The following is a 22,782-nucleotide window of genomic DNA, read 5'->3' on the forward strand; positions in this document are numbered from 1 at the left end:
TTCTCTCGACGGTCTCAGTTCACAGCGGACGTCGCTTCGACATGACGCGGCAAGGTCACCCGAATACGGGTGCCGCGTTGGCTTTCGGTGTCAGCCGGGCTGTCGATGGTGATTTGTCCATAATGCTCTTCAACGATGGAATAGACCAGTGCAAGGCCCAGACCTGTACCTTCACCAGGGTCCTTGGTGGTGAAGAAGGGTTCGAACAATCGGTCCATGATGTTCTGTGGAATACCGCTGCCTTCGTCCTCCACGATCAGGTCGACCGTGTGTTCGAAAGCCTCGCTCTTGACCCTCACCGCACTGCCGGCGGGTGTCGCGTCGCGGGCATTGGACAGCAGATTGATCAGCACCTGGGCCAGGCGTTGTGAGTCGCCGACCACCCAGTGTTCCGGATCGCACAAGTTATAGAACTGTACTTCGAAATTGCGCCGGTTCAAGGCCAGCAGCCCAATGGCATCCTGGGCGACTTCGGCCAGGCACACTGCTTCATCGTGATTCTGGTGGCCACCGGCATGGGCAAAGCTCATCAGCGATTGCACGATGCGCGAGACGCGTTTGGTCTGTTCGAGGATCTGCCCACTGATTTCGGTGATTTCGCCGTCTTCTTCGCGCTCTTCGCGCAGGTTCTGCGCCAGGCACGCGATACCGGTGATCGGATTGCCAATCTCGTGGGCTACGCCGGCTGCCAGTCGTCCGATGCTGGCCAGTCGCTCGGAGTGCACCAGCTTGTCTTCAAGCATCTGGGTTTCGGTCAGGTCTTCGACCAGCAATACCAGGCCACTGTTACCGGGGGCCAGGGGTTCGTCGATCGCTGCTTTGTGCAGGTTCAACCAGCGGGTTTGGCCGTCGAGGGCCAGATGTTGTTTGTGCAAGTGTTCGTCCGGCAGGTTGATAAAGCCCTGCAGCAGTTCTTTCCAAGGATCGGCGATGGTGGTCAGGCGCGAGCCCACCACGCGCTGGGCGGCGATGCCGGTCAGTTCTTCCATGGCCTTGTTCCACATCAGGATTTCCTGGTCCTTGGCCAGGGAGCAGACACCCATGGGCAGTTCCTGCAGGGTCTGGCGGTGGTAGCGGCGCAGGGCGTCGAGTTCGGCGGCAAGGCCGGTGAGACGCGAGTGGTAGTCCTCCAGCCGGCTCTCGATAAAGTGGATGTCTTCGGTGACATAGTTTTCGCCGCCGGCCTTGTAGGGCAGGAAAGTCTCCACCATGTCCTGGGATACGCTGGGGCCCATCAGCCCCGACAGGTTGGCCTCGATGCGGTCGCGCAGGCGGCGCAGGGCATAAGGGCGGCGCTCGTCGAAGGGCAGGAACAGATCGCGCAGCGCCTGCTCTACTTCTTTTTGCGCGGCCTTGGCGCCCAGGGGCTTGGCCAGTTGGGTGGCAAACTCCTGGGGCGAAGCCGCATGCAATTCGCGGCGTTGCGGGCGGCGCACGTTATCCACCGCGCAGGCTTCGGCAGCGCTGGTTTCTTCGGGACTGGCGTTGGTGAACAGGGAAATCAGGGTGAACATCAGCACGTTGGCTGCCAGCGAGGCGATGGCCGCCATGTGCCAACTGGTGTCATCCAGCACGTAGATCATGTTCAGCAGCGGGATATAGAAGCCCTGCAGGTTACCGACCAGCGGTAGCAGCATGGTGACAAGCCACACCAGGATCCCCGCCAGCAGCCCGGCGATAAAGCCGCGTCGATTGGCTGTCGGCCAGTACAGCACCGACAGAACGCCCGGCAAGAACTGCAAGGTGGCGACGAAGGCCACAATGCCGAGGTTGGCCAGGTCCTGCTCGGCCGCCATCAGCAGGTAGAAGCCATAGCCGGCCATGATGATCGCCACGATCAGCGCGCGGCGTGTCCATTTCAGCCAGCGGTAGATATTGCCTTCGGCGGGCGGCTGGTACAGCGGCAGTACCAGGTGGTTGAGGGCCATGCCCGACAGCGCCAGGGTGGTGACAATGATCAAGCCGCTGGCCGCCGATAACCCGCCGACGTAGGCCAGCAATGCCAGGGATTTACTGTTGGCCGCGATGCCGATACCGAGGGTGAAATATTCCGGATTGGTCGTGGCCCCCAGTTTCAGACCGGCCCAGAGGATCAGCGGCACCGCCAGGCTCATCAGCAACAGGAACAGCGGCAGGCCCCAGCTGGCGCTGACCAGCGAGCGCGGGTTGAGGTTCTCGGTAAAGGTCATGTGATACATGTGTGGCATGACGATGGCAGAGGCAAAGAACACCAGCAGCAGCGTGCGCCATGGGCCTTCTTGCAGCGGGGTGTGCAGGGCGGCGAGGGCGGTCTGGTTTTGCAGCAGCCACAGTTCCAGTTGTTGCGGGCCGTCGAACACGCCGTACAGTGCGTATAGGCCCACGCCACCGATGGCGATCAGCTTGATCACTGACTCGAAGGCAATCGCAAATACCAGACCTTCGTGCTTCTCCCGGGTAGCGATATGCCGCGAGCCGAAAAAAATCGTGAACAGGGTAATCAGCGCGCAAAAGCTCAGGGCCACCCGATGTTGCACCGGTTCATGGGTGAGGATGCCGATGGAGTCGGCCACGGCCTGGATTTGCAGGGCCAGCAGCGGCAGCACGCCGATCAGCATGAAAATCGTGGTCAGCGCGCCGGCCCAGGTGCTGCGAAAGCGGAAGGCAAACAGGTCGGCCAGCGACGATAACTGGTAAGTGCGGGTTATCTTCAGGATCGGGTACAGCAATACCGGCGCCAGCAGGAAGGCCCCGGACACCCCGAGGTAGCTGGAAAGAAACCCATAGCCGTATTGGTAGGCCAGGCCCACCGTGCCATAAAACGCCCAGGCGCTGGCATACACGCCCAGGGACAAGGTGTAGGTCAGTGGGTGGCGAATGATCGCCCGCGGGATCATCCCACGCTCGCTGATCCAGGCCACCCCGAACAGCGCGGCCAGGTAGGCGGCGCTGATCAGCAGCATCTGGGTCAGGCTAAAGCTCATCGGCATCTTTTTGGCTCTGCAGGATGAAGGTCACGACGATCAGGATCAGCCACAGCAGATAGGGGCGATACCAGGCGCCCGTGGCGTCGATCCACCAGTCCATGATGGCGGGAGAAAACAGGTAGATCCCGACGACCAGCAGCAGGACCAATCGATAGATGTACATGTTGGCCTCTGATTGAAAAACTGCGGCGATGTTAACGGATGGCTGGCAGGCTGCAAGCGCCTTCAGTGCAATTGCGCTTCGGCCAGGGTCAGTGTGCGCGGGATCCGGGTGGCATCCCAGTGCTGGATACCCCAATCCAGCAGTTCCCGTGGGCTGGCGTGGAGCAGTTCATCCCCAGGCGTCTGGCCGAGTGCGCGCAGGGCCCTTAATAGCAGCGGCGTGGCCTGGTCGGGCGTCAACGGCGGGGAGCGGTAGGATTTGCCCAGCTTGTTACCGTCCGGCTGGGTGATCAGGGGCACATGCAGGTAGCGCGGCTGGCGCAGGCCCAGCAGCTCCTGCAGGTACAACTGGCGTGGCGTGGAGTCCAGCAGGTCGGCGCCGCGCACGATATCAGTGACACCTTGCCAGGCATCGTCGAGCACCACGGCCAATTGATAGGCGTACAGGCCGTCGCGGCGGCGGATGATGAAATCGCCGACATCGCGGCCCAGGTGTTGTCGGAATTGGCCTTGGACGCGGTCGGTGAAATGGTATTCCAGCTCGGGAACCCGTAGGCGAATGGCAGCATCCTGCTGGTCGTGACCGGCATTGCGGCATAGGCCTGGATAAATGCCGTTATACGGTTCGAGTTGCTTGCGTGAGCAGGTGCAGGCGTAAGCCAAGCCATGGTTGAACATGTCGTTCAGTACTTTGGCGTAGGCATCATGCCGCTTGCTTTGCCGGACCAGTTCGCCGTCCCATTCAAAACCGTAGCTTTCCAGGGCATGCAGGATCGCCGCCTGGGCGCCGGGCTCTTCACGGGGTGGGTCGAGGTCTTCCATGCGCATTAGCCAGCGGCCTTGATTGGCGCGGGCGTCGAGATAGGAAGCGAGGGCTGCAACCAGGGAGCCGAAGTGCAAATGGCCGCTGGGCGTGGGGGCGAAACGCCCGATATAAGGAGAGGCTGTCATGGCCTGGATATTACTGGAAAACCGCCAAACTCCAGAAACAAAAATGGGGCGTTTGCACGCCCCATTCGTTCAGCCCGGCAGGGATTACTTGCCGACCTGTTTTTCCTTGATTTCGGCCAAGGTCTTGCAGTCTACGCACATGTCGGCTGTAGGACGGGCTTCCAGGCGGCGAATACCAATCTCGACGCCGCAGGATTCGCACCAGCCATACTCTTCGTCTTCGATCAGTTGCAGCGTCTTGTCGATTTTCTTGATCAGTTTGCGCTCGCGATCACGGGCGCGCAGTTCAAGGCTGAACTCTTCTTCCTGGCTGGCACGGTCGGCCGGGTCAGGGAAGTTGGCGGCTTCATCCTTCATATGGTCAACGGTACGGTCGACCTCCTGCATCAAGTCCTGTTTCCATTTCTGCAGGATCTTGGTGAAGTGCTTGCGCATGGGCTCGCCCATGTACTCCTCGCCCTTCGTCTCGATGTAGGGTTCGAAGCCGCTGATGCTCTGTTGCTTTGCTTGGGTGGACATGAATAGACCGCCTCTCACTCTTCTAATCCATTGCGCAGGATTGCAACATCACCGACACCTGCCGGCCCTGCGGCTGCAAGCGGGCGAACTTACCAGATAGATTCGGGGTGCGCCACTCCCGGTTGTCGAGGCCCATCTCGCTGGGGTTGCAAACTGTTGCGATCCACCGTGGCCGGGCATGCACCGTCTCGAGTGATGATTTTAGTCTTTTTGCAGGCGCTTGCTTGGTTGATCATCCTGGTCAGCCAGGCAATAGAGCATGTTTTACCGCACGGGTTCGGTAGAATCCCGATTTTGTCCTCATTGTTAAGGAAGGCTAATGGCTCAGCCCTACAGTGCTCGCAGTCGTGCTATCGAACCTTTTCATGTCATGGCTCTGCTGGCGCGAGCCAATGAGCTGCAGGCCGCAGGCCATGATGTGATTCACCTGGAAATCGGCGAGCCGGACTTCACCACCGCCGAGCCGATCATCCAGGCCGGCCAGGCCGCGCTGGCCAATGGCAAGACCCGCTACACCGCCGCCCGTGGCCTGCCGGAATTGCGCGAGGCCATCAGTGGTTTCTACCAGCAGCGTTATGGCTTGAATATCGACCCCGAGCGCATCCTGATCACCCCGGGCGGCTCCGGTGCCTTGCTCCTGGCCAGCAGCCTGCTGGTGGACCCCGGCAAGCATTGGCTGCTGGCGGACCCCGGCTACCCTTGCAACCGGCATTTCCTGCGACTGGTGGAGGGGGCGGCGCAACTGGTGCCGGTCGGTCCCGAGGTGCGCTACCAATTGACTGCCGACCTGGTGGAGCGCTATTGGGACCAGGACAGCGTGGGGGCATTGGTTGCCTCGCCGGCCAACCCGACCGGAACCATCCTGACACGCGATGAGCTGGCCGGCCTGTCCAGTGCGATCAAAGCGCGCAATGGCCATCTGGTGGTGGATGAGATCTATCATGGCCTGACCTATGGCACTGATGCGGCCAGCGTGCTGGAAGTGGATGACGAGGCGTTTGTCCTAAACAGTTTTTCAAAGTATTTCGGCATGACCGGTTGGCGCCTGGGCTGGCTGGTGGCGCCGCCCGCTGCGGTGGGTGATTTGGAAAAGCTGGCGCAGAACCTGTACATCAGTGCGCCAAGCATGGCCCAGCATGCGGCATTGGCCTGTTTTACCCCGCAAACCCTGGCGATTCTTGAAGAACGACGGGCCGAGTTCGGGCGCCGGCGTGACTTTCTGCTGCCGGCCTTGCGTGAGCTGGGTTTCGGTATTGCGGTCGAGCCTGAGGGGGCGTTTTACCTGTATGCCGATATCAGCGCCTTTGGCGGCGATGCTTTCGCATTTTGCCGGCACTTTGTTGAAACCGAGCATGTGGCATTCACGCCGGGGTTGGACTTCGGTCGCTTCCAGGCCGGTCACCATGTGCGTTTTGCCTATACGCAAAACCTCGATCGCCTCCAGGAAGCCGTGGAGCGGATTGCCCGTGGTTTGCGGAGCTGGCAAGGCTGATGCTTTTTCATCCTCCCCTCGAAGAAGGGCGGCTGATTCGCCGCTACAAGCGCTTTCTGGCCGATATCGAAACCGCTACCGGCGAACTGCTCACCATCCACTGCCCGAACACTGGCTCGATGTTCAACTGCATGGTCGAAGGCGGGTCGGTCTGGTTCAGTCGTTCCAACGACCCCAAGCGCAAACTGCCGGGCACCTGGGAGATAGCTGAAACGCCCCAGGGGCGGCTGGCGTGTGTCAACACCGCACGGGCCAACCAGTTGGTTGAAGAGGCGCTGAATGCCGGGGTGATCACGGAGCTCAACGGTTTTACCGCGTTGAAGCGCGAAGTGCCTTACGGTCAGGAGAAAAGCCGTATCGACTTTCGCCTGGACTACCCTGGCGGCGCAGCCTATGTCGAAGTCAAAAGTGTCACCCTGGGGTTTGACGGCACGTCTATCGCGGCGTTTCCCGATGCGGTGACTCAGCGTGGCGCCAAGCATTTGCGGGAGTTGGCGCACCTGGCCCGTAGCGGCGTACGAGCGGTGCAGTTGTACTGTGTGAATCTGTCCGGCATTGACGGCGTAAGGCCGGCTGAGGAAATCGACGCGGGGTACGCCCTTGCGCTGCGCGAGGCCAAGGCTGCTGGGGTGGAGGTCCTGGCTTATGGGGTGCAGGTGAGTGCCCAGCAAATCTGCATCGATCGCCCCTTGTTGGTATTGCTCAACGACTAGAGTTGCACCCACAACCCCTGTGCGTCTTCCCGGCCGGGCAGGGGCGTCAGGCTCTGGCCCGCGCAGGGGCCGGCGACGCATTCACCGCTTTCGATCAGAAACAACGCGCCGTGGGTGGCGCATTGGATCATGCTCGCGCTGGTATCGAGAAACCGGTCAGGTTGCCACTCCAGCGGGACGCCACGATGGGGGCAGCGGTTGATATAGAAATACACGCGGCCTTCGCGGCGTACGGCAAATAGCTTGCGGCCATCGATATCGAAGCCGCGACTGCTGTCTGGGGCCAGTTCATGGGATGGGCACAGAAACTTCATAAGTGTTCTCAGGTAGCGCGGCTCAAGGGTTGTGGAGTGATCCGAGGTTTGCGGGTGAGCCCGGTGCTTGACGTTCAAATGCAAACAATTATCAAATGCCGGCTTCGCCCGTTGGCTGACTGCGTGCTCAGTACGATCCCAGACGGTCACATGACAGGCTTCACCCCAGGAAGGAAACCCTTTTATGCGCCTGAGTACCAGCGCTATTGCGCTTGTTGTTGGACTGCTGGTCAACCACGTGGCGCAAGCTGCTGAGCTGCCTCAACGCTGGGTCAGCGCCGGGGGGGCGTTGTCGGAGTGGGTGACGGCCCTTGGCGGGGAGTCGAAGCTGGTGGGCGTGGATACTACCAGCCAGCATCCGCAGTCGCTCAAGGCGCTGCCGAGTATCGGTTACCAGCGCCAGCTCTCCGCCGAAGGGATCCTGAGCCTGCGACCGCAGATCCTGGTGGGCACCGAGGAAATGGGGCCACCACCGGTGCTGGCGCAGATTCGTAATGCGGGGGTGCAAGTGGAATTGTTCTCCGCGCAGGCGGATCTGCCGACCCTGCAAGACAACCTGCAACACCTGGGCAAGTTGTTGGGTGCCGAAGACAAGGCCTCGGCACTGTTCAGTACTTACCAACAGCAACTGAACCTGCAAAAGACGGCCGTGACCCAGGCGCAAACCCGGCAAAAGGCTCCCGGCGTGCTGCTGATACTCGGGCATGCCGGGGGCAAGCCGCTGATCGCCGGCAAGGACACGGCCGCCGATTGGGTGTTGCAACAAGCCGGTGGGCGCAACCTGGCGACGCACAGCGGCTATAAGCCGTTTTCGGTTGAGTCTCTGGCGGGGTTGCGCCCTGAAGTACTGGTGTTCTCCGACCGCGCCTTGAGTGGCGAGGCGGCCCGCGCGGCCTTGTTCAAGGAAAACCCGATTCTGGCGAGCACCTCGGCGGCCAAGGCCGGCCGGGTGTTTGAGTTGGACCCCACGTTGTTGGTCGGTGGCCTGGGCCCGCGTTTGCCGGCCAGCCTGCAAGCCTTGTCCGCCGGGTTCTATCCCGCTAATGCCCAAACCGCCCCATGACCACTCTGGTTAAACCGCGCGCGCTGTTTATCGGCTTGAGCCTGTTGTGTGTATTGGCGATCTGGCTGTCCCTGGCCCTTGGGCCGGTCAGCCTGCCGTTGCTTGACACATTGCGCGCCGCCTTGCGCTTGCTGGGCGTGCCCATCGAGGCCCAGGGCCTGGAGCAGGCTGAACTGATTCTCGGCCAGATCCGTCTGCCGCGCACTTTGCTGGGGCTTGCGGTGGGTGGGGTGCTGGCGCTGTCGGGGGGTTGCCATGCAGGGGTTGTTCCGTAATCCGTTGGCCGACCCGGGGCTGGTCGGCGTGTCCAGTGGCGCTGCGCTGGGGGGCAGCAGTGGCCATCGTCGGCGGCGCGGCTTTCGGTGGCCTGCCGGACGCGGTGGGGCCGTATCTGCTGTCGCTGTGTGCATTCCTCGGCGGCTTGGGCGTGACTGCGCTGGTGTATCGCCTGGGACGGCGCGACGGCCAGACCAATGTCGCAACCATGCTCTTGGCCGGCATCGCCTTGACCGCCCTGGCAGCTTCGGCGGTGGGCCTGTTCACCTACCTGGCGGATGACGCCACCTTGCGCACCCTGACGTTCTGGAACCTTGGCAGCCTCAATGGCGCCAGCTACTCGCGTTTGTGGCCGTTACTGCTGGTGAGTGCGGGCGTGGCGCTGTGGCTGCCGCGCCGGGCCAAGGCGCTCAATGCCTTGCTTTTGGGCGAATCGGAAGCCAGTCATCTGGGGATCAATGTCGAGGGGCTCAAGCGCGAACTGGTATTTTGCACGGCCCTTGGGGTTGGCGCAGCGGTCGCTGCTGCAGGGCTGATCGGTTTTGTCGGGTTGGTGGTGCCGCATTTGGTGCGACTATTGGCGGGCCCTGATCATCGCGTGCTCCTGCCGGCCTCGGTGCTGGCGGGTGCGAGTCTGTTGCTATTCGCCGACCTGGTGGCTCGCCTGGCGCTGGCGCCGGCTGAGTTGCCCATCGGCATTGTTACCGCCTTTATCGGTGCGCCGTTTTTTCTCTACCTGCTGCTGCGAGGACGCGCCTGATGCTGCGAGTGGAAAACCTGCAGATCCGTCGCGGTCGCAAAACCGTACTGGCTGATGTGACCCTGGACCTCAAGCCGGGTGAAGTATTGGGCGTATTGGGTCCCAATGGCGCCGGTAAAAGTACATTGCTGGGTGCGTTGTGCGCGCAATTGCATCCGGATGAAGGGCGGGTCTGGCTGGACGACCACGAGCTCAAGGATTGGCAGGGCGCGCAACGGGCACAGCGGCTGGCGGTGCTGCCCCAGGTGTCGACCCTGGATTTCGCTTTTCGCGTCGAGGAAGTGGTGGGCATGGGGCGCTTGCCCCACCAGACCGGGCGGGTACGCGACGATGAAATCATCGAAGCCGCTTTGCGGGCTGCCGATGTAGGCCATTTGAGTGGGCGCAGTTACCTGGCCCTGTCCGGTGGTGAGCGCCAGCGCGTGCACCTGGCGCGGGTGCTGGCACAGCTCTGGCCGGGCGAGGCGGGGCAGACGTTATTGCTGGACGAGCCGACGTCAATGCTTGACCCGTTGCATCAGCATACGACCTTGCAGGCCATCCGCAGCTTTGCCGATCGTGGCGCGGCGGTGCTGGTGATCCTTCACGACCTGAACCTGGCGGCGCGTTACTGTGATCGTATCTTGCTGCTGGAAAACGGTCGCCCCCACGCCCTGGGTACACCGGCGCAAGTGTTGCGTCCTGAGCGGCTCAAGGCGGTGTTTGGCCTGGATGTACTGGTGCAGCCCCATCCTGAACTAGGCCATCCACTGATCATCGCGCGCTAAAAACCTGTAGGAGCCGGCAAGTAATACATTCATGTGCCCGGGCCATAAAACGCAGGCAAAAAAAGACCCGGCAAGAGCCGGGTCAAATAACCGTGATTAGCCTGATGAGGAGATAATCTGAGAGTCCGAACCAATGGTCTTTCAGTTATCGGCTGATCTCGCGACCAGTTGTGATAATCATAACGATTCTCATTTGTGAGTCAACATTTGTTTTCTCGCTCTGGAAGGGTTTCCTCAAACGCTTGTTTGGAATCCCCGCAAACACTGGGCTTTTGCCCTTCTCAGTTCTTATTGCGTGGCGACAACGCTTCCAGTTGGCGATTCAAGGCTTCCTTGCGCTCGGTTGGAATATCGTTCCAATGCACGTCCATCAATGCGCCTTCGATGGCATACAGCAGGACTTTTGAAGCCCGGAAGCCGCGAGTGCGTACCGCCCGGTAGGCATCTACCGCGCCCAGGCGACGCAGGTCCGAAGCGCTATGAATGCCCACCGCATGCAGCCATTGCGCCGAGGTCTTGCCAAGGTTTTTCAGGTGTTGCAGCTCATCATTCATCAAGCCTCCTTGCGACGGCCGAATGGTTCGGTGGGTATCGTGACCAGGCAAGCCTGAAAGGAGTGTAGCGCTCAGTAGGAAAAGCGTAGTTGTTTGCTCAGAAACGACGTAAATGCTTCTAAGGCTGGCGCTGGGATCTTGACGGTGACAGGCGTCGGCCCCCAGCCCGCATTGCGCGAGGCTGGAGATAAAGGTGTACGGTCAGCGGGTGCGGTAACGCAGGCGAGTGCCGAAATTGACCGACATAAGGATCTCGTCAGCGCTCAGCTCTGGGGGGAAGTAAGTGCCCGAGATCTGCGCATGGGCCAAGCTCGCGCCTTCCAGCGCGCAGTCGCGCAAGTCCAGGCCACGCAGGTCGGCAGAACGGAAATAGGCGTCGGTAAAATCCATGCCCTCGGCGTCCAGGTGACGCAGGTCGAGCCCACGGAAGTCGCCGCCACGCATATCTATGACGCCATCCTTGGGGCGCTCCTGATTGAAACCACGGATGTCATCTTTATGCAGCAGCGCGTAGAGCGGGGTATCAAGCAGCTTCGGCTGGCCCATGGCGGCATCTCCTGTTGGACTTATAATGCCATTATAGTGCCACTATTTCTGGCCGTGAGCTGTTAACGGCATCACGGCCAGGAAATATTTATTACAACCCTGGCAGGTGCTGGCGAACATGAGCAACCAGCGCGTCCAGCGTCCCGCTCTCATTGGTCTCGACCCGCTTGCTCAGCAGCAGCTCTTCGGCGCCCAGGGGATCACGGCTGGCTTGCTGCTGTTCAATGACCGCCAGGGTGGCGTCGGACGGATCGTTTTTATCTGCCTGACGTTTTGCCAGCCAGCTGGCGATAACGGCCTGCGGTGCATTGCAATCCAGGATCAGGAAGGGCGCGCCGGTGGCTTCTGCGACTTTGGCGGCAGCGTCTCGTTGCTCACGCTTGAGGTAGGTTGCGTCCAGGACTACCGGGAAACCTGCGCGCAGTACGGTTTCGGCGAGGGTATTCAGGCGGGCGTAGGTCGCGGCACTGGCGTCCGAGGCATAGATCCCGGCTTGCGGGGTGTTTTCGACCTGCTGCTCGCCGAACAGGCGTTTACGCTCGACATCGGAGCGCAGGCGAATGGCTCCCAGCGCGTCCACCAGGCGCATCGCCACATGGCTTTTGCCGGTCGCCGACACACCATGGGTAATGGCCAGGAAACGCGAGGGGATAGTGCTGTAGCTTTCGGCCAGGTTGGCGTAGTTGCGGTATTGGCGCAGGGTGGTCGCCCGTTCGACTGGTGTTGCCTCGGCCGGCATGCTGAACAGCGCGACCTTGGCGCGGACCAGCGCGCGGTAGGCTTTATAGAAATTCAGCAACTCCAGGCTCTGGTAATCGCCGGTCAGCTCCAGGTATTGGCTGATAAAGCGTCGGGCCAGGGACTTGAGGCCGCGGTCTTCCAGATCCATGGCCAGGAAGCCGGTGTCGGCGCACACGTCGGTGAAGCGGAACGGTTCGTTGAACTCGATGCAATCGAAGATCACCACGTGCCCGTCGATCATGGTCGCGTTGCCCAGGTGGATATCACCGTGGCACTCGCGGATAAAACCATTGAGCTTGCGTTGCTCCAGCAGCGGCTTGAGGCGTTCGAAGCTGCTCTGGGCCCAGGCTTGCAGTGCTTCCAGTTGGGCCAGGTCGGCCTTGTCGCTGAGGAACGGAAGAATCTGCTCGAAGTTCTGCCGCACCGGCGCCATCACTTCGTTCGGGGTGCCGGCCGGATGTGCCTCGGGAACCTTGGGCGCGTTCAGGTGAAATTGCGCAATCTGGCTAGCCATCTCATCAATGTGGCCGCTGGTCAGCTCGCCGTTGGCCTGCAGGGTACTCAGCAGTTGGCTTTGCGGGAACTGGCGCATTTTCAGCACATATTCGATAGCGGGACCTTCGCCTCCCAGTTGCGGTGCTTCAACGCTGCCGGTGATCGGCAACACTTCAAGATACAAATCTTGCGTCAGGCGTTGGTTCAGGCGCAGCTCTTCGTTGCAGAAGTGGGCGCGGTCGTCCAGTTGGGTAAAGTCGAGGAAACCGAAGTTCACCGGCTTCTTGATCTTGTAGGCATAGGGGCCGGTGAGCAGGACCCAGGAAATATGGGTTTCGATGACTTGAAACGCTTCGACCGGATGAGGAAACAGGGCCGGGTTTTGCAGGGCGGCAATCAGGGGCTGGCTCACGGGCGATCCTTCGGAGTCTGGGAAAATAATGGAGCGCATTATGGCCGCTCAAGTCGGTCATGCAAACCGCCGTCCGGTTCATGTTGATCGTCAATAAAATGCGTATAATCCGCCGCCATGACTCGTACCCGATCTCCCCGTTCCCGCAAAAAACCTCCTTCCCGCAGCCTGCGCCCCTGGCTGGGGTGGGCGCTCAAGCTCGGCCTGGTTGGCCTGGTGGTGCTCGCAGGCATCGCGGTTTACCTCGATGCCGTGGTCCAGGAGAAGTTCTCTGGCAAGCGCTGGACCATCCCGGCGAAGGTCTACGCTCGCCCGCTGGAGCTGTTTACCGGCCAGAAGTTGAGCAAGGCTGATTTCCTCACTGAGCTCGATGCGTTGGGCTACCGGCGTGAAGCCGTGGCCAATGGTCCGGGGGCGGCGGCGGTCAGCGGCAACACCGTGGATTTGAACACCCGGGGCTTCCAGTTCTATGAAGGCCTCGAAAAGGCGCAGCCGGTGCGCGTACGCTTCTCCGGGGATTACGTGGCCGAGCTTTCTGCACTCAATGGCGGCAAGCTGCCAGTGGTGCGCCTTGAGCCCTTGTTGATCGGTGGGATTTACCCGAAGAACCTTGAGGATCGCATCCTGATCAAGATCGATCAGGTGCCGCCGTATCTGCTGGAAACCCTGGTTGCGGTCGAAGACCGGGATTTCTACAGCCATTGGGGCGTATCGCCCAAGTCCATCGCCCGCGCCATCTGGGTCAACACCTCGGGTGGCCGGATGACCCAGGGCGGCAGTACGCTGACGCAACAGTTGGTCAAGAACTTCTACCTGACCAGCGAACGCAGCCTGACCCGTAAACTCACCGAAGCCATGATGGCGATGCTGCTGGAGTTGCATTACAGCAAGCAGGAGATTCTGGAGGCCTACCTCAACGAGGTGTTCGTCGGCCAGGATGGTCAGCGCGCCGTGCACGGTTTCGGCCTCGCCAGCCAGTTCTTCTTTGGCCAGCCATTGTCCGAGCTGAAGTTGCACCAGGTGGCGTTGCTGGTGGGCATGGTCAAGGGGCCGTCCTATTACAACCCGCGTCGCAACCCGGAACGGGCCCTGGAGCGCCGCAACCTGGTACTCGATGTCTTGGAGCAGCAGGGTGTAGCCACAGCAGAACAGGTCGCCGCAGCGAAAAAGATGCCCCTGGGCGTCACCACCCGTGGCAAGTTGGCCGACAGTTCCTTCCCCGGCTTTATCGACCTGGTCAAGCGCCAGTTGCGCGAAGACTATCGCGACGAAGACTTGACCGAAGAAGGCCTGCGAATCTTCACCAGCTTTGACCCGATCCTGCAGATGAAGGCCGAGGCCTCGGTCAGCGATACCTTCAAGCGCCTGGCCGGGCGTAAAGGCTCGGACGAAGTCGAAGCGGCCATGGTGGTGACCAATCCGGAAACGGGTGAAGTCCAGGCCATGATCGGCAGCCGCCAGGCCAGCTTTGCCGGCTTCAACCGTGCACTGGATGCCGTACGGCCGATTGGCTCGCTGATCAAGCCGGCGGTGTACCTCACCGCGCTGGAAAAACCGAGCAAGTACACCCTGACCAGTTGGCTCTCCGATGAAGCGTTTTCGGTCAAGGGCGCCGACGGCCAGGTGTGGAAGCCGCAGAATTATGATCGTCGCTCCCACGGTACGGTGTTCCTGTACCAGGGCCTGGCGCATTCCTACAACCTGTCCACGGCGCGGCTTGGCCTGGAGTTGGGCGTGCCGAATGTGCTCAAGACCCTGGCGCGATTGGGTGTTAGCCGCGAGTTTCCGGCGTTCCCGTCGATGTTGCTGGGTGCAGGGGGCTTGAGCCCGATGGAAGTGGCGACCATGTACCAGACCCTCGCCAACGGTGGTTTCAATACACCGATGCGCGGGATCCGCAGTGTTCTCACGGCGGAAGGTGAGCCGCTCAAGCGCTATCCGTTCCAGATCGAGCAGCGTTTTGATCCGGCTTCCATCTATCTGATCCAGAACGCCATGCAACGGGTTATGCGTGAAGGTACCGGTCGGTCGGTGTACAGCTCGTTGCCGGCCAACCTGACGCTGGCCGGCAAGACCGGTACCAGTAACGATTCCCGTGACAGTTGGTTCGCCGGTTTCAGCCAGGACCTGCTTGCGGTGGTGTGGCTGGGGCGCGATGACAATGGCAAGACACCGTTTACCGGTGCGACCGGCGCCTTGCAGGTCTGGACCAGCTTTATGCACAAGGCCGACCCGCTGCCACTGAACATGCCGCAACCCGACAATATTGTTCAGGCCTGGATCGACCCCCATACCGGGCAGGGCTCCGATGCCAACTGTCCGGGCGCGGTGCAGATGCCGTATATTCGCGGCAGTGAACCGCCAGCCGGCGCTCCGTGTGGCACAGGTGTGCCCACGGATGCGGATTCGGTGATGGATTGGGTCAAGGGCTGGATGAATTAAGCAAAGAGGATTTCAAGTGAACAAGTGGTTGATTCCGGCTATTACAACGTTAGCTTTGCTCGGTGGTTGCTCCAGCGTGCAGCGCGGCTCGATCCCGGTGGTGGATTCCGGCACGGCCGTGTCCAACAATGACCGGATTTCGGCCAATGGCGGCTTCCGCCAGACCGTGACCACCCGTCCCAACCCTGCCACGACCCAGGCTGTGCCGCAGGATTCCGGGGTGGTGGTGATGGTCCCGGGTGGTGGCGCTACCACGTCAGCGCCGATCAGCTCCGCGCCTTGGACGCCGGGCCCTATCACACCTGGGCCGTCGAACTCCGCGCCAATTGATACTGCGCCGATCAACCAGGGTTCCTACAACATGCCGTCGACACCAAGCGGGACTCCTTCGGCCAGCGCCGGCGGATTGTCTGCCGACGAGCAGTTGGACGGCCCGGTCCTGGCGTTGCTCACCACTGCGCAGCAACAGCAGGCTGGTGGCGACTTGAACGGCGCATCATCCAGCCTTGAGCGCGCCCAGCGTGTCGCACCACGTGAGCCGCAGGTGCTCTACCGCCTGGCGCAAGTGCGCATGGCCCAGGGTGATGCGCCACAAGCTGAACAGTTCGCCCGTCGCGGCTTGACCATGGCCAACGGTCGTCCTGATCTGCAAGCCAGCCTGTGGGCCTTGATTGGTGATGCACGTGCCGCGCAAGGTGATGCTGCCGGCGCCGCCCAGGCTCGGCAAAAGGCCAAGGTCAGTCTCTGATGGATTCTCGTTTTCCGGCGATTGCCGAACAGTTATTGCTGATTGAGCGTGAATTGCGCCTGGCGGGCTGGTGGGATGAAGCGTCCCCCACAGCCGAGGCGCTGAGCAGCGTTGAGCCGTTTTCAGTCGATACCCTGGATTTTCATCAGTGGCTGCAGTGGATCTTCCTGGTCCGGATGAAACAGATCCTCGAACAGGACCTGCCGTTACCTAATGCATCGGGCATTCTGGAGATGGCCGAGATGGTCTACGCCGATCGCCCCCAAGAGAGTCTTGGCCTAAGGTCTGCGCTGAAAAAGTTCGACCAATTGATCGTCGGCGCTCGTTAATTGCCTGACTGCCGGGTTTTCCGGCAGTCTTGCGCACATTTCTACCGCTTGACGACATTCAGGCGAGTTTTATCCCTCCTCAAACCCCTTTCTTCTACGTTCTCATGCGCTTAGTTGGAAAAAAGCGCAATTATTGCTTGACTTGAGGGGGCTGAAACAGAAGAATCCAAAGTCCGCTGTAGAGGGACTGCCAGAAGCAGGCCCACTCAGCAGATCATGAGGCGCATATCCGCGCCGACCTGTTACACCCGCAACGCGTTACCTCGCGCTGGGTGGGAAAAGCCCGCAACACTTGGGACGATCCCAATACTTGCTCAGTCAGTGCTGACGTAGTCGGCGACCACCGTCGCTCATGCTCTGTTGAGAAGTAAACCTATTAAGACCCGTCGGTTTTCAACGGACGGTATTCTGGCGTTTTAGAGGTGAACAACGTGGAGCTTTTATCTGGCGGTGAGATGCTCGTCCGCTTTTTGCGTGACGAAGGCGTCGACTATATCTACGGGTACCCGGGTGGTGCTCTGCTGCATGTCTACGACGCACTGTTCAAGGAACCGGCTGTCAACCACATCCTGGTTCGCCACGAACAGGCCGCGACCCATATGGCTGACGGTTATGCCCGTGCCACCGGTAAAGCCGGCGTGGTGCTGGTAACGTCCGGCCCTGGCGCAACCAATGCCATTACTGGCATCGCGACTGCGTATATGGACTCTATTCCGATGGTGATCATTTCCGGCCAGGTGGCGAGCACCATGGTGGGCACTGATGCATTCCAGGAAACCGACATGATCGGTATCTCCCGGCCGATCGTGAAACACAGCTTCATGATCAAGCATGCCTCGGAAATCCCGGAAGTCATGAAGAAGGCGTTCTACCTCGCGCAATCCGGTCGTCCGGGGCCCGTGGTGGTGGATATTCCGAAAGACATGACCAACCCGGCGGAAAAATTCGAATACATCTTCCCGAAGAAAGCCAAGCTGCGTTCCTACAGCCCGGCCGTTCGTGGGCACTCGGGGCAGATCCGCAAGGCCGCAGAAATGCTCCTGGCGGCCAAGCGTCCGGTGCTGTACTCCGGTGGTGGCGTGATTCTGGGCGGTGGTTCCGCACCATTGACCGAACTGGCCAAGATGCTCAACCTGCCGGTGACCAACACCTTGATGGGCCTCGGCGCGTTCCCGGGTTCGGATCGTCAGTTCGTCGGCATGCTCGGCATGCACGGCAGCTACACGGCCAACCTGACCATGCACCACGCCGACGTGATCCTGGCTGTGGGCGCGCGGTTCGATGACCGGGTGATCAACGGCGCGAGCAAGTTCTGCCCGAATGCCAAGATCATCCATATCGACATCGACCCGGCTTCCATCTCCAAGACCATCAAGGCCGACGTGCCGATCGTAGGTCCTGTGGAAAGCGTGTTGACCGAAATGGTCGCCGCGCTCAAGGACATTGGCGAGACGCCGAACAAGGAATCCGTTGCCAGTTGGTGGAAGCAGATCGACGAATGGCGTGGCGACCGCGGCCTGTTCCCTTACGACAAGGGTGACGGCAGCATCATCAAGCCACAGACAGTGATCGAAACCCTGTGCGAAGTGACCAAGGGCGACGCCTTTGTGACCTCCGATGTTGGCCAGCACCAGATGTTTGCCGCGCAGTACTACAAGTTCGACAAGCCTAACCGTTGGATCAACTCCGGCGGCCTGGGCACGATGGGCTTTGGTTTTCCAGCTGCAATGGGTGTGAAACTGAGCTTCCCGGACGTTGACGTTGCATGCGTCACCGGTGAAGGCAGTATCCAGATGAACATCCAGGAGCTGTCGACCTGCCTGCAATATGGTTTGCCGGTGAAGATCGTCTGCCTGAACAACGGTGTGTTGGGCATGGTTCGCCAGTGGCAGGACATGAGCTACAACAGCCGTCACTCCCATTCCTACATGGAGTCGTTGCCTGACTTCGTCAAATTGGTTGAAGCCTATGGCCATGTCGGCATGCGCATCACCGACTTGAAGGACCTCAAGCCGAAAATGGAAGAGGCGTTCGCCATGAAGGATCGTCTGGTGTTCATCGACATTCAGGTCGACACCAGCGAGCACGTCTACCCGATGCAGATCAAAGACGGCTCAATGCGCGATATGTGGCTGAACAAGACGGAGCGAACCTAATCATGCGGCACATTATCTCCCTGCTTCTGGAGAACGAACCGGGCGCTCTGTCTCGTGTGGTCGGCCTGTTTTCGCAGCGCAACTACAACATCGAAAGCCTGACTGTTGCTCCGACCGAAGACCCGACCTTGTCGCGCCTGACGTTGACCACCGTTGGCCATGATGAAGTGATCGAGCAGATCACCAAGAACCTCAACAAGCTGATCGAAGTGGTCAAGCTGGTCGATCTGTCGGAAAGTGCCCACATCGAGCGCGAGCTGATGCTGGTTAAGGTCAAGGCCACGGGTGCCCAACGTGCCGAGATCAAGCGTACTACCGATATTTATCGTGGGCAGATCGTCGATGTGAGCGCCAGCGTTTATACCGTGCAACTGACCGGTACAAGCGACAAGCTGGACAGCTTCATCCAGTCGATCGGGACGGCCTCGATTCTGGAAACCGTACGCAGTGGTGTCACCGGGATTGCCCGTGGCGACAAAGTACTCAGCATCTAACCCAATTAGTGAATGGCCTTACGGCCTGGATATATAGAGGAACCTCATGAAAGTTTATTACGATAAAGATTGTGACCTGTCGATCATCCAGGGCAAAAAAGTCGCCATCATCGGCTACGGTTCCCAGGGCCACGCCCAGGCGTGCAACCTGAAAGACTCCGGCGTAGACGTCACTGTCGGCCTGCGTAAAGGTTCGGCCACTGTTGCCAAGGCAGAAGCCCATGGCTTGAAAGTGACTGACGTTGCTTCCGCTGTTGCGGCTGCCGACCTGGTCATGATCCTGACTCCGGACGAGTTCCAGTCCTCGCTGTACAAGAACGAAATCGAGCCGAACATCAAGAAAGGCGCCACCCTGGCCTTCTCCCACGGCTTCGCGATCCACTACAACCAGGTCGTGCCGCGCGCTGACCTCGACGTGATCATGATCGCGCCGAAAGCACCGGGCCACACCGTGCGTTCCGAGTTCGTCAAGGGCGGCGGTATCCCTGACCTGATCGCGATCTACCAAGACGCCTCGGGCAACGCCAAGAACGTTGCACTGTCCTACGCCGCAGGCGTGGGTGGCGGTCGTACCGGCATCATCGAAACCACCTTCAAGGACGAGACCGAAACCGACCTGTTCGGCGAGCAAGCCGTTCTGTGCGGTGGTACCGTCGAGCTGGTCAAAGCTGGTTTCGAAACCCTGGTTGAAGCTGGCTACGCGCCGGAAATGGCCTACTTCGAGTGCCTGCACGAACTGAAGCTGATCGTTGACCTCATGTACGAAGGCGGTATCGCCAACATGAACTACTCGATCTCCAACAACGCCGAATACGGCGAGTACGTGACCGGCCCTGAAGTGATCAACGCCGAATCCCGTCAGGCCATGCGCAACGCCCTGAAACGTATTCAGGACGGCGAATACGCCAAAATGTTCATCAGCGAAGGCGCAACCGGCTACCCTTCGATGACCGCCAAGCGTCGTAACAACGCCGCTCACGGTATCGAAGTCATCGGCGAGCAACTGCGCTCCATGATGCCGTGGATCGGTGCCAACAAGATCGTCGACAAAGCCAAGAACTAAGTCGCACGTGTCTACGGAAAACGCGGCCTAGGCCGCGTTTTTTCGTTTGAGGGCCGGTTCTGGTATAAAGCTGCATCGTTTGCGGGCGAACACTCGCCGCAAGTGTCTGTCGAATTTTTTCACACCGTTGCAAGGTAAAGTCCATGAGCGAACGTCCCGAAGAGCCAAACCAGGCCTCTGACGCCGAAAGCCTGCTACCGATCGATGAACATGTCGAAGAAGGGCATGATGCGGAAGGCCGCAAGGTCCGGCATCGTGGCATCTATCTTCTGCCCAACCTGTTCACTACGGCGAACCTGTTTGCCGGCTTCTATTCCATCATCAATTCCATGAGTGCCCAGAGCGCATTGGCGGCAGGTGATGCAGCGAGTGCCAGCAAATACTTCGGTTTTGCCGCCATTGCGATCTTCGTGGCCATGGTGCTCGACGGTCTTGATGGTCGAGTGGCGCGGATGACCAATACCCAAAGCGCCTTCGGTGCCGAGTACGACTCGCTGTCGGATATGGTTGCCTTTGGTGTCGCACCTGCGTTGTTGGCATTTGCCTGGGCGCTGGGGGATATGGGCAAGGTCGGCTGGATGGTTGCCTTCATCTATGTGGCGGGAGCTGCACTGCGACTGGCGCGTTTCAATACCCAGGTGGGTACTGCCGACAAACGTTACTTCATTGGCCTCGCCAGTCCTGCGGCGGCGGGTGTGGTGGCGGGTATTGTCTGGGCGTTCAGTGATTACGGTATCCAGGGGTCGAAGATGTCGTTCCTGGTGGCCTTGATGGTTGCGGCGGCCGGTATGCTGATGGTCAGCAACATCAAGTACAACAGCTTCAAGGAATTCGACTTGAAGGGGCGGGTGCCTTTCGTGGCGATTCTTGTAGTGGTCCTGGTTTTCGCAGTTGTCTTCAGTGATCCGCCCAGGATCCTGCTGCTGGCGTTCCTGGTGTATGCGGCTTCGGGTCCGGTTCAGTACCTGTTGCATCTGCGCAGGGACAAAACATTGCCTTAATGTAATTTCTCCCATACTCCGCAGTCTATTGGTGCATCAGTTCTCCAATGCTGCGGAGTTGCCATGTTAATCAAGTTACCCAAAGCGTCCGACTGCCATGAATCGGATGTCACCCCAGAATCCTTCTATTTCTCTCGCCGCAGTTTGCTCGGTGGTGCGCTTGCCGGTATTGCTGCCAGTAGCCTGCCGCGCTGGGCGAGCGCTGCTGACGCTGCACGTTATGCCGATGTCGAGCCAGGCAAGGCGCCCAGTTGGTTCGCCGAGAAGCTCCCCGGCACACAATGGCAGGCGGTGACCGTAAAAGACGAAGCCATCACGCCGTTCAAAGATGCGACCCACTACAACAACTTCTATGAGTTCGGTACCGGCAAGGGTGACCCGGCGGCGAATGCTGGTTCCCTCAAGACTGAACCATGGAGCGTCGTGATTGATGGTGAGGTCGCAAAACCAGGGCGCTATGCCTTGGAAGACTTCATGAAACCGTATCAGTTGGAAGAACGGATCTATCGTCTACGCTGTGTCGAGGCTTGGTCGATGGTCATTCCCTGGATGGGGTTCCCCATATCAGCCCTGCTGAAGCAGGTTGAACCGACCTCCAAGGCCAAGTACATCCGCTTTGAAACCCTCCAAGACCCCAAGAGCATGCCGGGCCAGCGTTCGAGCTTCGGCCTGATCGACTGGCCCTATGTAGAAGGGTTGCGTCTGGATGAAGCGATGAACCCTCTTGCGATCCTGGCAGTGGGTATGTATGGGCGTGAGTTGCCCAACCAGAACGGTGCGCCGCTGCGTTTGGTGGTGCCGTGGAAGTATGGTTTCAAGAGTGTGAAGTCCATCGTGCGGATCAGTTTGGTGAGTGAGCAGCCGAAGACCACATGGCAGAGCATTGCGGCGGAGGAGTATGGGTTTTATGCAAATGTGAATCCCACGGTCGATCATCCGCGTTGGACTCAGGCGCGGGAACGACGCCTGCCCAGTGGTCTATTCAGTCCGAATGTCCGGGATACGCAAATGTTCAACGGCTACTCGGATGAGGTTGCCTCTCTCTATACGGGCCTTGATCTGCGGAAGAACTACTGATGCGCTACCCCATCTGGCGCATTGGCGTCTTTATAGCGGCTGCGGTGTGGCCGTTGTACTGGTTGTATGAGGCCTGGAGTTTTGCCTTGGGGCCTGACCCCGGCAAAGTGCTGGTTGATCGCTTGGGGTTGGGAACACTGATCCTGTTGCTGATCACGCTGGGAATGACGCCTATGCAAAAGCTGAGCGGTTGGGCAGGGTGGGTCGCTGTGCGCCGGCAGTTGGGGTTATGGTGCTTTGCTTACGTGGTGCTGCATCTCGCGGCTTACTGCGTATTTATCCTGGGGCTGGATTGGTCGCAGTTGGGCGTGGAGTTACGCAAGCGGCCCTACATTATTGTGGGGGCGTTGGGTTTCCTGTGCTTGCTGGCGTTGGCGGTGACCTCCAATCGTTACAGCCAGCGTCGGTTGGGTAGCCGTTGGAAGAAGCTGCATCGCTTGGTGTACGTGATTCTGGGGCTTGGTTTATTGCATATGCTTTGGATCGTACGGGCTGATCTGAAGGAGTGGGCTATCTATGCTTCTATCGGCGCGTTGCTCTTGCTCCTGCGGATTCCGCCTGTGATGCGTCGAATCCCCCGTCTTATGGCTAAAAAAGCACCATCTGCAACAAAAGTGTAATTAGTCCTTGACCGCAGAATCAGGAAGTCTATAATTCGCCCCACTTCCGGCGCAGTCGAAACGGAAAACTCCTTGGTAAACAATGAGTTATGCAGAATTAGGCAGCAAGTCGCTTCAGTTC

The 22,782-nt window shown here is 59.8% G+C and carries 21 protein-coding genes and 1 pseudogene; 14 read left to right on the forward strand and 8 right to left on the reverse strand.

Annotation, left to right across the window (positions count from 1 at the left end):
* Positions 1-14 precede the first annotated feature (14 nt).
* From JTY93_RS03765 to dksA, 4 genes are all read right to left on the reverse strand, one after another.
* Positions 15-2,969, reverse strand: a complete 2,955-nt coding sequence (locus tag JTY93_RS03765) for a sensor histidine kinase (protein WP_169995125.1) — start codon at positions 2,967-2,969, stop codon at positions 15-17.
* Positions 2,953-3,129 (reverse strand): hypothetical protein, encoded by a 177-nt coding sequence (locus JTY93_RS03770; protein WP_003176118.1) that lies wholly within the window; start codon positions 3,127-3,129, stop codon positions 2,953-2,955. The genes JTY93_RS03765 and JTY93_RS03770 overlap by 17 nt, the downstream gene beginning before the upstream one ends.
* Positions 3,130-3,191: 62 nt before the next feature.
* Positions 3,192-4,079: a tRNA glutamyl-Q(34) synthetase GluQRS gene (gluQRS, locus tag JTY93_RS03775; protein ID WP_205478223.1), complete on the reverse strand. Its 888-nt coding sequence runs from the start codon at positions 4,077-4,079 to the stop codon at positions 3,192-3,194.
* Between the two features lie 84 nt (positions 4,080-4,163).
* Positions 4,164-4,598, reverse strand: a complete 435-nt coding sequence (gene dksA, locus JTY93_RS03780) for an RNA polymerase-binding protein DksA (protein ID WP_029298940.1) — start codon at positions 4,596-4,598, stop codon at positions 4,164-4,166.
* Positions 4,599-4,917: 319 nt separating this feature from the next.
* On the opposite strand from dksA, the gene JTY93_RS03785 reads away from it, so the two are divergent.
* Both JTY93_RS03785 and sfsA read left to right on the forward strand, forming a co-directional pair.
* A complete protein-coding gene (locus JTY93_RS03785; RefSeq protein ID WP_205478224.1) occupies positions 4,918-6,090 on the forward strand; it encodes a pyridoxal phosphate-dependent aminotransferase in 1,173 nt (390 codons plus the stop codon).
* Complete coding sequence (gene sfsA / locus JTY93_RS03790) at positions 6,090-6,803, forward strand: DNA/RNA nuclease SfsA (protein WP_205478225.1); 714 nt, start codon at positions 6,090-6,092, stop codon at positions 6,801-6,803. The genes JTY93_RS03785 and sfsA overlap by 1 nt, the downstream gene beginning before the upstream one ends.
* On the opposite strand, the gene JTY93_RS03795 is transcribed toward sfsA, so the two are convergent.
* Positions 6,800-7,117 (reverse strand): Rieske (2Fe-2S) protein, encoded by a 318-nt coding sequence (locus tag JTY93_RS03795; RefSeq protein WP_205478226.1) that lies wholly within the window; start codon positions 7,115-7,117, stop codon positions 6,800-6,802. The two genes, sfsA and JTY93_RS03795, sit on opposite strands and share 4 nt — an antisense overlap.
* Positions 7,118-7,301: 184 nt before the next feature.
* Here JTY93_RS03795 and JTY93_RS03800 point away from each other — a divergent pair, with 184 nt between their 5' ends.
* The 3 genes and pseudogenes from JTY93_RS03800 (at position 7,302) to JTY93_RS03810 (ending at position 9,983) form a co-directional block, all read left to right on the forward strand.
* Positions 7,302-8,180 carry a heme/hemin ABC transporter substrate-binding protein gene (locus JTY93_RS03800; RefSeq protein WP_205478227.1) on the forward strand — a complete coding sequence of 293 codons (879 nt, stop codon included), beginning with the start codon at positions 7,302-7,304 and terminating at the stop codon, positions 8,178-8,180.
* Positions 8,177-9,216: pseudogene (locus JTY93_RS03805) on the forward strand (FecCD family ABC transporter permease). The gene JTY93_RS03800 and the pseudogene JTY93_RS03805 overlap by 4 nt, the downstream one beginning before the upstream one ends.
* Entirely contained in the window at positions 9,216-9,983 is a 768-nt protein-coding gene (locus JTY93_RS03810) for a heme ABC transporter ATP-binding protein (RefSeq protein ID WP_205478228.1), read from the forward strand. The pseudogene JTY93_RS03805 and the gene JTY93_RS03810 overlap by 1 nt, the downstream one beginning before the upstream one ends.
* Positions 9,984-10,264: 281 nt before the next feature.
* Here the strand turns inward: JTY93_RS03810 and JTY93_RS03815 are convergent, their stop codons facing one another.
* From JTY93_RS03815 to JTY93_RS03825, 3 genes are all read right to left on the reverse strand, one after another.
* Positions 10,265-10,537, reverse strand: coding sequence for a TfoX/Sxy family protein (locus tag JTY93_RS03815; RefSeq protein ID WP_169909993.1), 273 nt, complete (start codon positions 10,535-10,537; stop codon positions 10,265-10,267).
* Between the two features lie 201 nt (positions 10,538-10,738).
* Positions 10,739-11,083: a pentapeptide repeat-containing protein gene (locus JTY93_RS03820; protein ID WP_205478229.1), complete on the reverse strand. Its 345-nt coding sequence runs from the start codon at positions 11,081-11,083 to the stop codon at positions 10,739-10,741.
* A gap of 91 nt (positions 11,084-11,174) precedes the next feature.
* Positions 11,175-12,731: a bifunctional aminoglycoside phosphotransferase/ATP-binding protein gene (locus JTY93_RS03825; RefSeq protein WP_205478230.1), complete on the reverse strand. Its 1,557-nt coding sequence runs from the start codon at positions 12,729-12,731 to the stop codon at positions 11,175-11,177.
* Positions 12,732-12,848: 117 nt separating this feature from the next.
* Here JTY93_RS03825 and mrcB point away from each other — a divergent pair, with 117 nt between their 5' ends.
* The 9 genes from mrcB to msrQ all read left to right on the forward strand — a co-directional run bounded on the left by mrcB (position 12,849) and on the right by msrQ (position 22,661).
* The gene (gene mrcB / locus JTY93_RS03830) at positions 12,849-15,173 is read left to right on the forward strand and encodes a penicillin-binding protein 1B (protein ID WP_169995105.1); all 2,325 of its coding nucleotides are present in this window, start codon (positions 12,849-12,851) and stop codon (positions 15,171-15,173) included.
* Between the two features lie 16 nt (positions 15,174-15,189).
* Positions 15,190-15,921 carry a tetratricopeptide repeat protein gene (locus tag JTY93_RS03835; protein WP_205478231.1) on the forward strand — a complete coding sequence of 244 codons (732 nt, stop codon included), beginning with the start codon at positions 15,190-15,192 and terminating at the stop codon, positions 15,919-15,921.
* Positions 15,921-16,250 (forward strand): YqcC family protein, encoded by a 330-nt coding sequence (locus tag JTY93_RS03840; RefSeq protein WP_205478232.1) that lies wholly within the window; start codon positions 15,921-15,923, stop codon positions 16,248-16,250. Before JTY93_RS03835 ends, JTY93_RS03840 begins: the two co-directional genes overlap by 1 nt.
* 431 nt (positions 16,251-16,681) lie before the next feature.
* Positions 16,682-18,406 carry an acetolactate synthase 3 large subunit gene (locus JTY93_RS03845; RefSeq protein WP_169955054.1) on the forward strand — a complete coding sequence of 575 codons (1,725 nt, stop codon included), beginning with the start codon at positions 16,682-16,684 and terminating at the stop codon, positions 18,404-18,406.
* Between the two features lie 2 nt (positions 18,407-18,408).
* Complete coding sequence (ilvN, locus tag JTY93_RS03850; protein WP_003176102.1) at positions 18,409-18,900, forward strand: acetolactate synthase small subunit; 492 nt, start codon at positions 18,409-18,411, stop codon at positions 18,898-18,900.
* Positions 18,901-18,946: 46 nt separating this feature from the next.
* Positions 18,947-19,963, forward strand: coding sequence for a ketol-acid reductoisomerase (gene ilvC / locus JTY93_RS03855; RefSeq protein WP_003194132.1), 1,017 nt, complete (start codon positions 18,947-18,949; stop codon positions 19,961-19,963).
* Between the two features lie 143 nt (positions 19,964-20,106).
* A complete protein-coding gene (gene pssA, locus JTY93_RS03860; RefSeq protein ID WP_029298897.1) occupies positions 20,107-20,964 on the forward strand; it encodes a CDP-diacylglycerol--serine O-phosphatidyltransferase in 858 nt (285 codons plus the stop codon).
* A gap of 63 nt (positions 20,965-21,027) precedes the next feature.
* Positions 21,028-22,041: a protein-methionine-sulfoxide reductase catalytic subunit MsrP gene (msrP, locus tag JTY93_RS03865; protein WP_205478233.1), complete on the forward strand. Its 1,014-nt coding sequence runs from the start codon at positions 21,028-21,030 to the stop codon at positions 22,039-22,041.
* Complete coding sequence (msrQ, locus tag JTY93_RS03870; RefSeq protein ID WP_205478234.1) at positions 22,041-22,661, forward strand: protein-methionine-sulfoxide reductase heme-binding subunit MsrQ; 621 nt, start codon at positions 22,041-22,043, stop codon at positions 22,659-22,661. The genes msrP and msrQ overlap by 1 nt, the downstream gene beginning before the upstream one ends.
* The last annotated feature ends 121 nt before the right edge of the window (positions 22,662-22,782 follow it).

Origin of the sequence: Pseudomonas hygromyciniae (assembly GCF_016925675.1) — a bacterium.
Lineage (GTDB): Bacteria > Pseudomonadota > Gammaproteobacteria > Pseudomonadales > Pseudomonadaceae > Aquipseudomonas > Aquipseudomonas hygromyciniae.

Bases quoted from the DNA above. Each gene is read 5' to 3' on its own strand.
- JTY93_RS03765 (WP_169995125.1), bottom strand. From the start codon at position 2,969: ATGCCGATGAGCTTTAGCCTGACCCAGATGCTGCTGATCAGCGCCGCC.
- JTY93_RS03770 (WP_003176118.1), bottom strand. From the start codon at position 3,129: ATGTACATCTATCGATTGGTCCTGCTGCTGGTCGTCGGGATCTACCTG.
- gluQRS (WP_205478223.1), bottom strand. From the start codon at position 4,079: ATGACAGCCTCTCCTTATATCGGGCGTTTCGCCCCCACGCCCAGCGGC.
- dksA (WP_029298940.1), bottom strand. From the start codon at position 4,598: ATGTCCACCCAAGCAAAGCAACAGAGCATCAGCGGCTTCGAACCCTAC.
- JTY93_RS03785 (WP_205478224.1), top strand. From the start codon at position 4,918: ATGGCTCAGCCCTACAGTGCTCGCAGTCGTGCTATCGAACCTTTTCAT.
- sfsA (WP_205478225.1), top strand. From the start codon at position 6,090: ATGCTTTTTCATCCTCCCCTCGAAGAAGGGCGGCTGATTCGCCGCTAC.
- JTY93_RS03795 (WP_205478226.1), bottom strand. From the start codon at position 7,117: ATGAAGTTTCTGTGCCCATCCCATGAACTGGCCCCAGACAGCAGTCGC.
- JTY93_RS03800 (WP_205478227.1), top strand. From the start codon at position 7,302: ATGCGCCTGAGTACCAGCGCTATTGCGCTTGTTGTTGGACTGCTGGTC.
- JTY93_RS03810 (WP_205478228.1), top strand. From the start codon at position 9,216: ATGCTGCGAGTGGAAAACCTGCAGATCCGTCGCGGTCGCAAAACCGTA.
- JTY93_RS03815 (WP_169909993.1), bottom strand. From the start codon at position 10,537: ATGAATGATGAGCTGCAACACCTGAAAAACCTTGGCAAGACCTCGGCG.
- JTY93_RS03820 (WP_205478229.1), bottom strand. From the start codon at position 11,083: ATGGGCCAGCCGAAGCTGCTTGATACCCCGCTCTACGCGCTGCTGCAT.
- mrcB (WP_169995105.1), top strand. From the start codon at position 12,849: ATGACTCGTACCCGATCTCCCCGTTCCCGCAAAAAACCTCCTTCCCGC.
- JTY93_RS03840 (WP_205478232.1), top strand. From the start codon at position 15,921: ATGGATTCTCGTTTTCCGGCGATTGCCGAACAGTTATTGCTGATTGAG.
- ilvN (WP_003176102.1), top strand. From the start codon at position 18,409: ATGCGGCACATTATCTCCCTGCTTCTGGAGAACGAACCGGGCGCTCTG.
- ilvC (WP_003194132.1), top strand. From the start codon at position 18,947: ATGAAAGTTTATTACGATAAAGATTGTGACCTGTCGATCATCCAGGGC.
- pssA (WP_029298897.1), top strand. From the start codon at position 20,107: ATGAGCGAACGTCCCGAAGAGCCAAACCAGGCCTCTGACGCCGAAAGC.
- msrP (WP_205478233.1), top strand. From the start codon at position 21,028: ATGTTAATCAAGTTACCCAAAGCGTCCGACTGCCATGAATCGGATGTC.
- msrQ (WP_205478234.1), top strand. From the start codon at position 22,041: ATGCGCTACCCCATCTGGCGCATTGGCGTCTTTATAGCGGCTGCGGTG.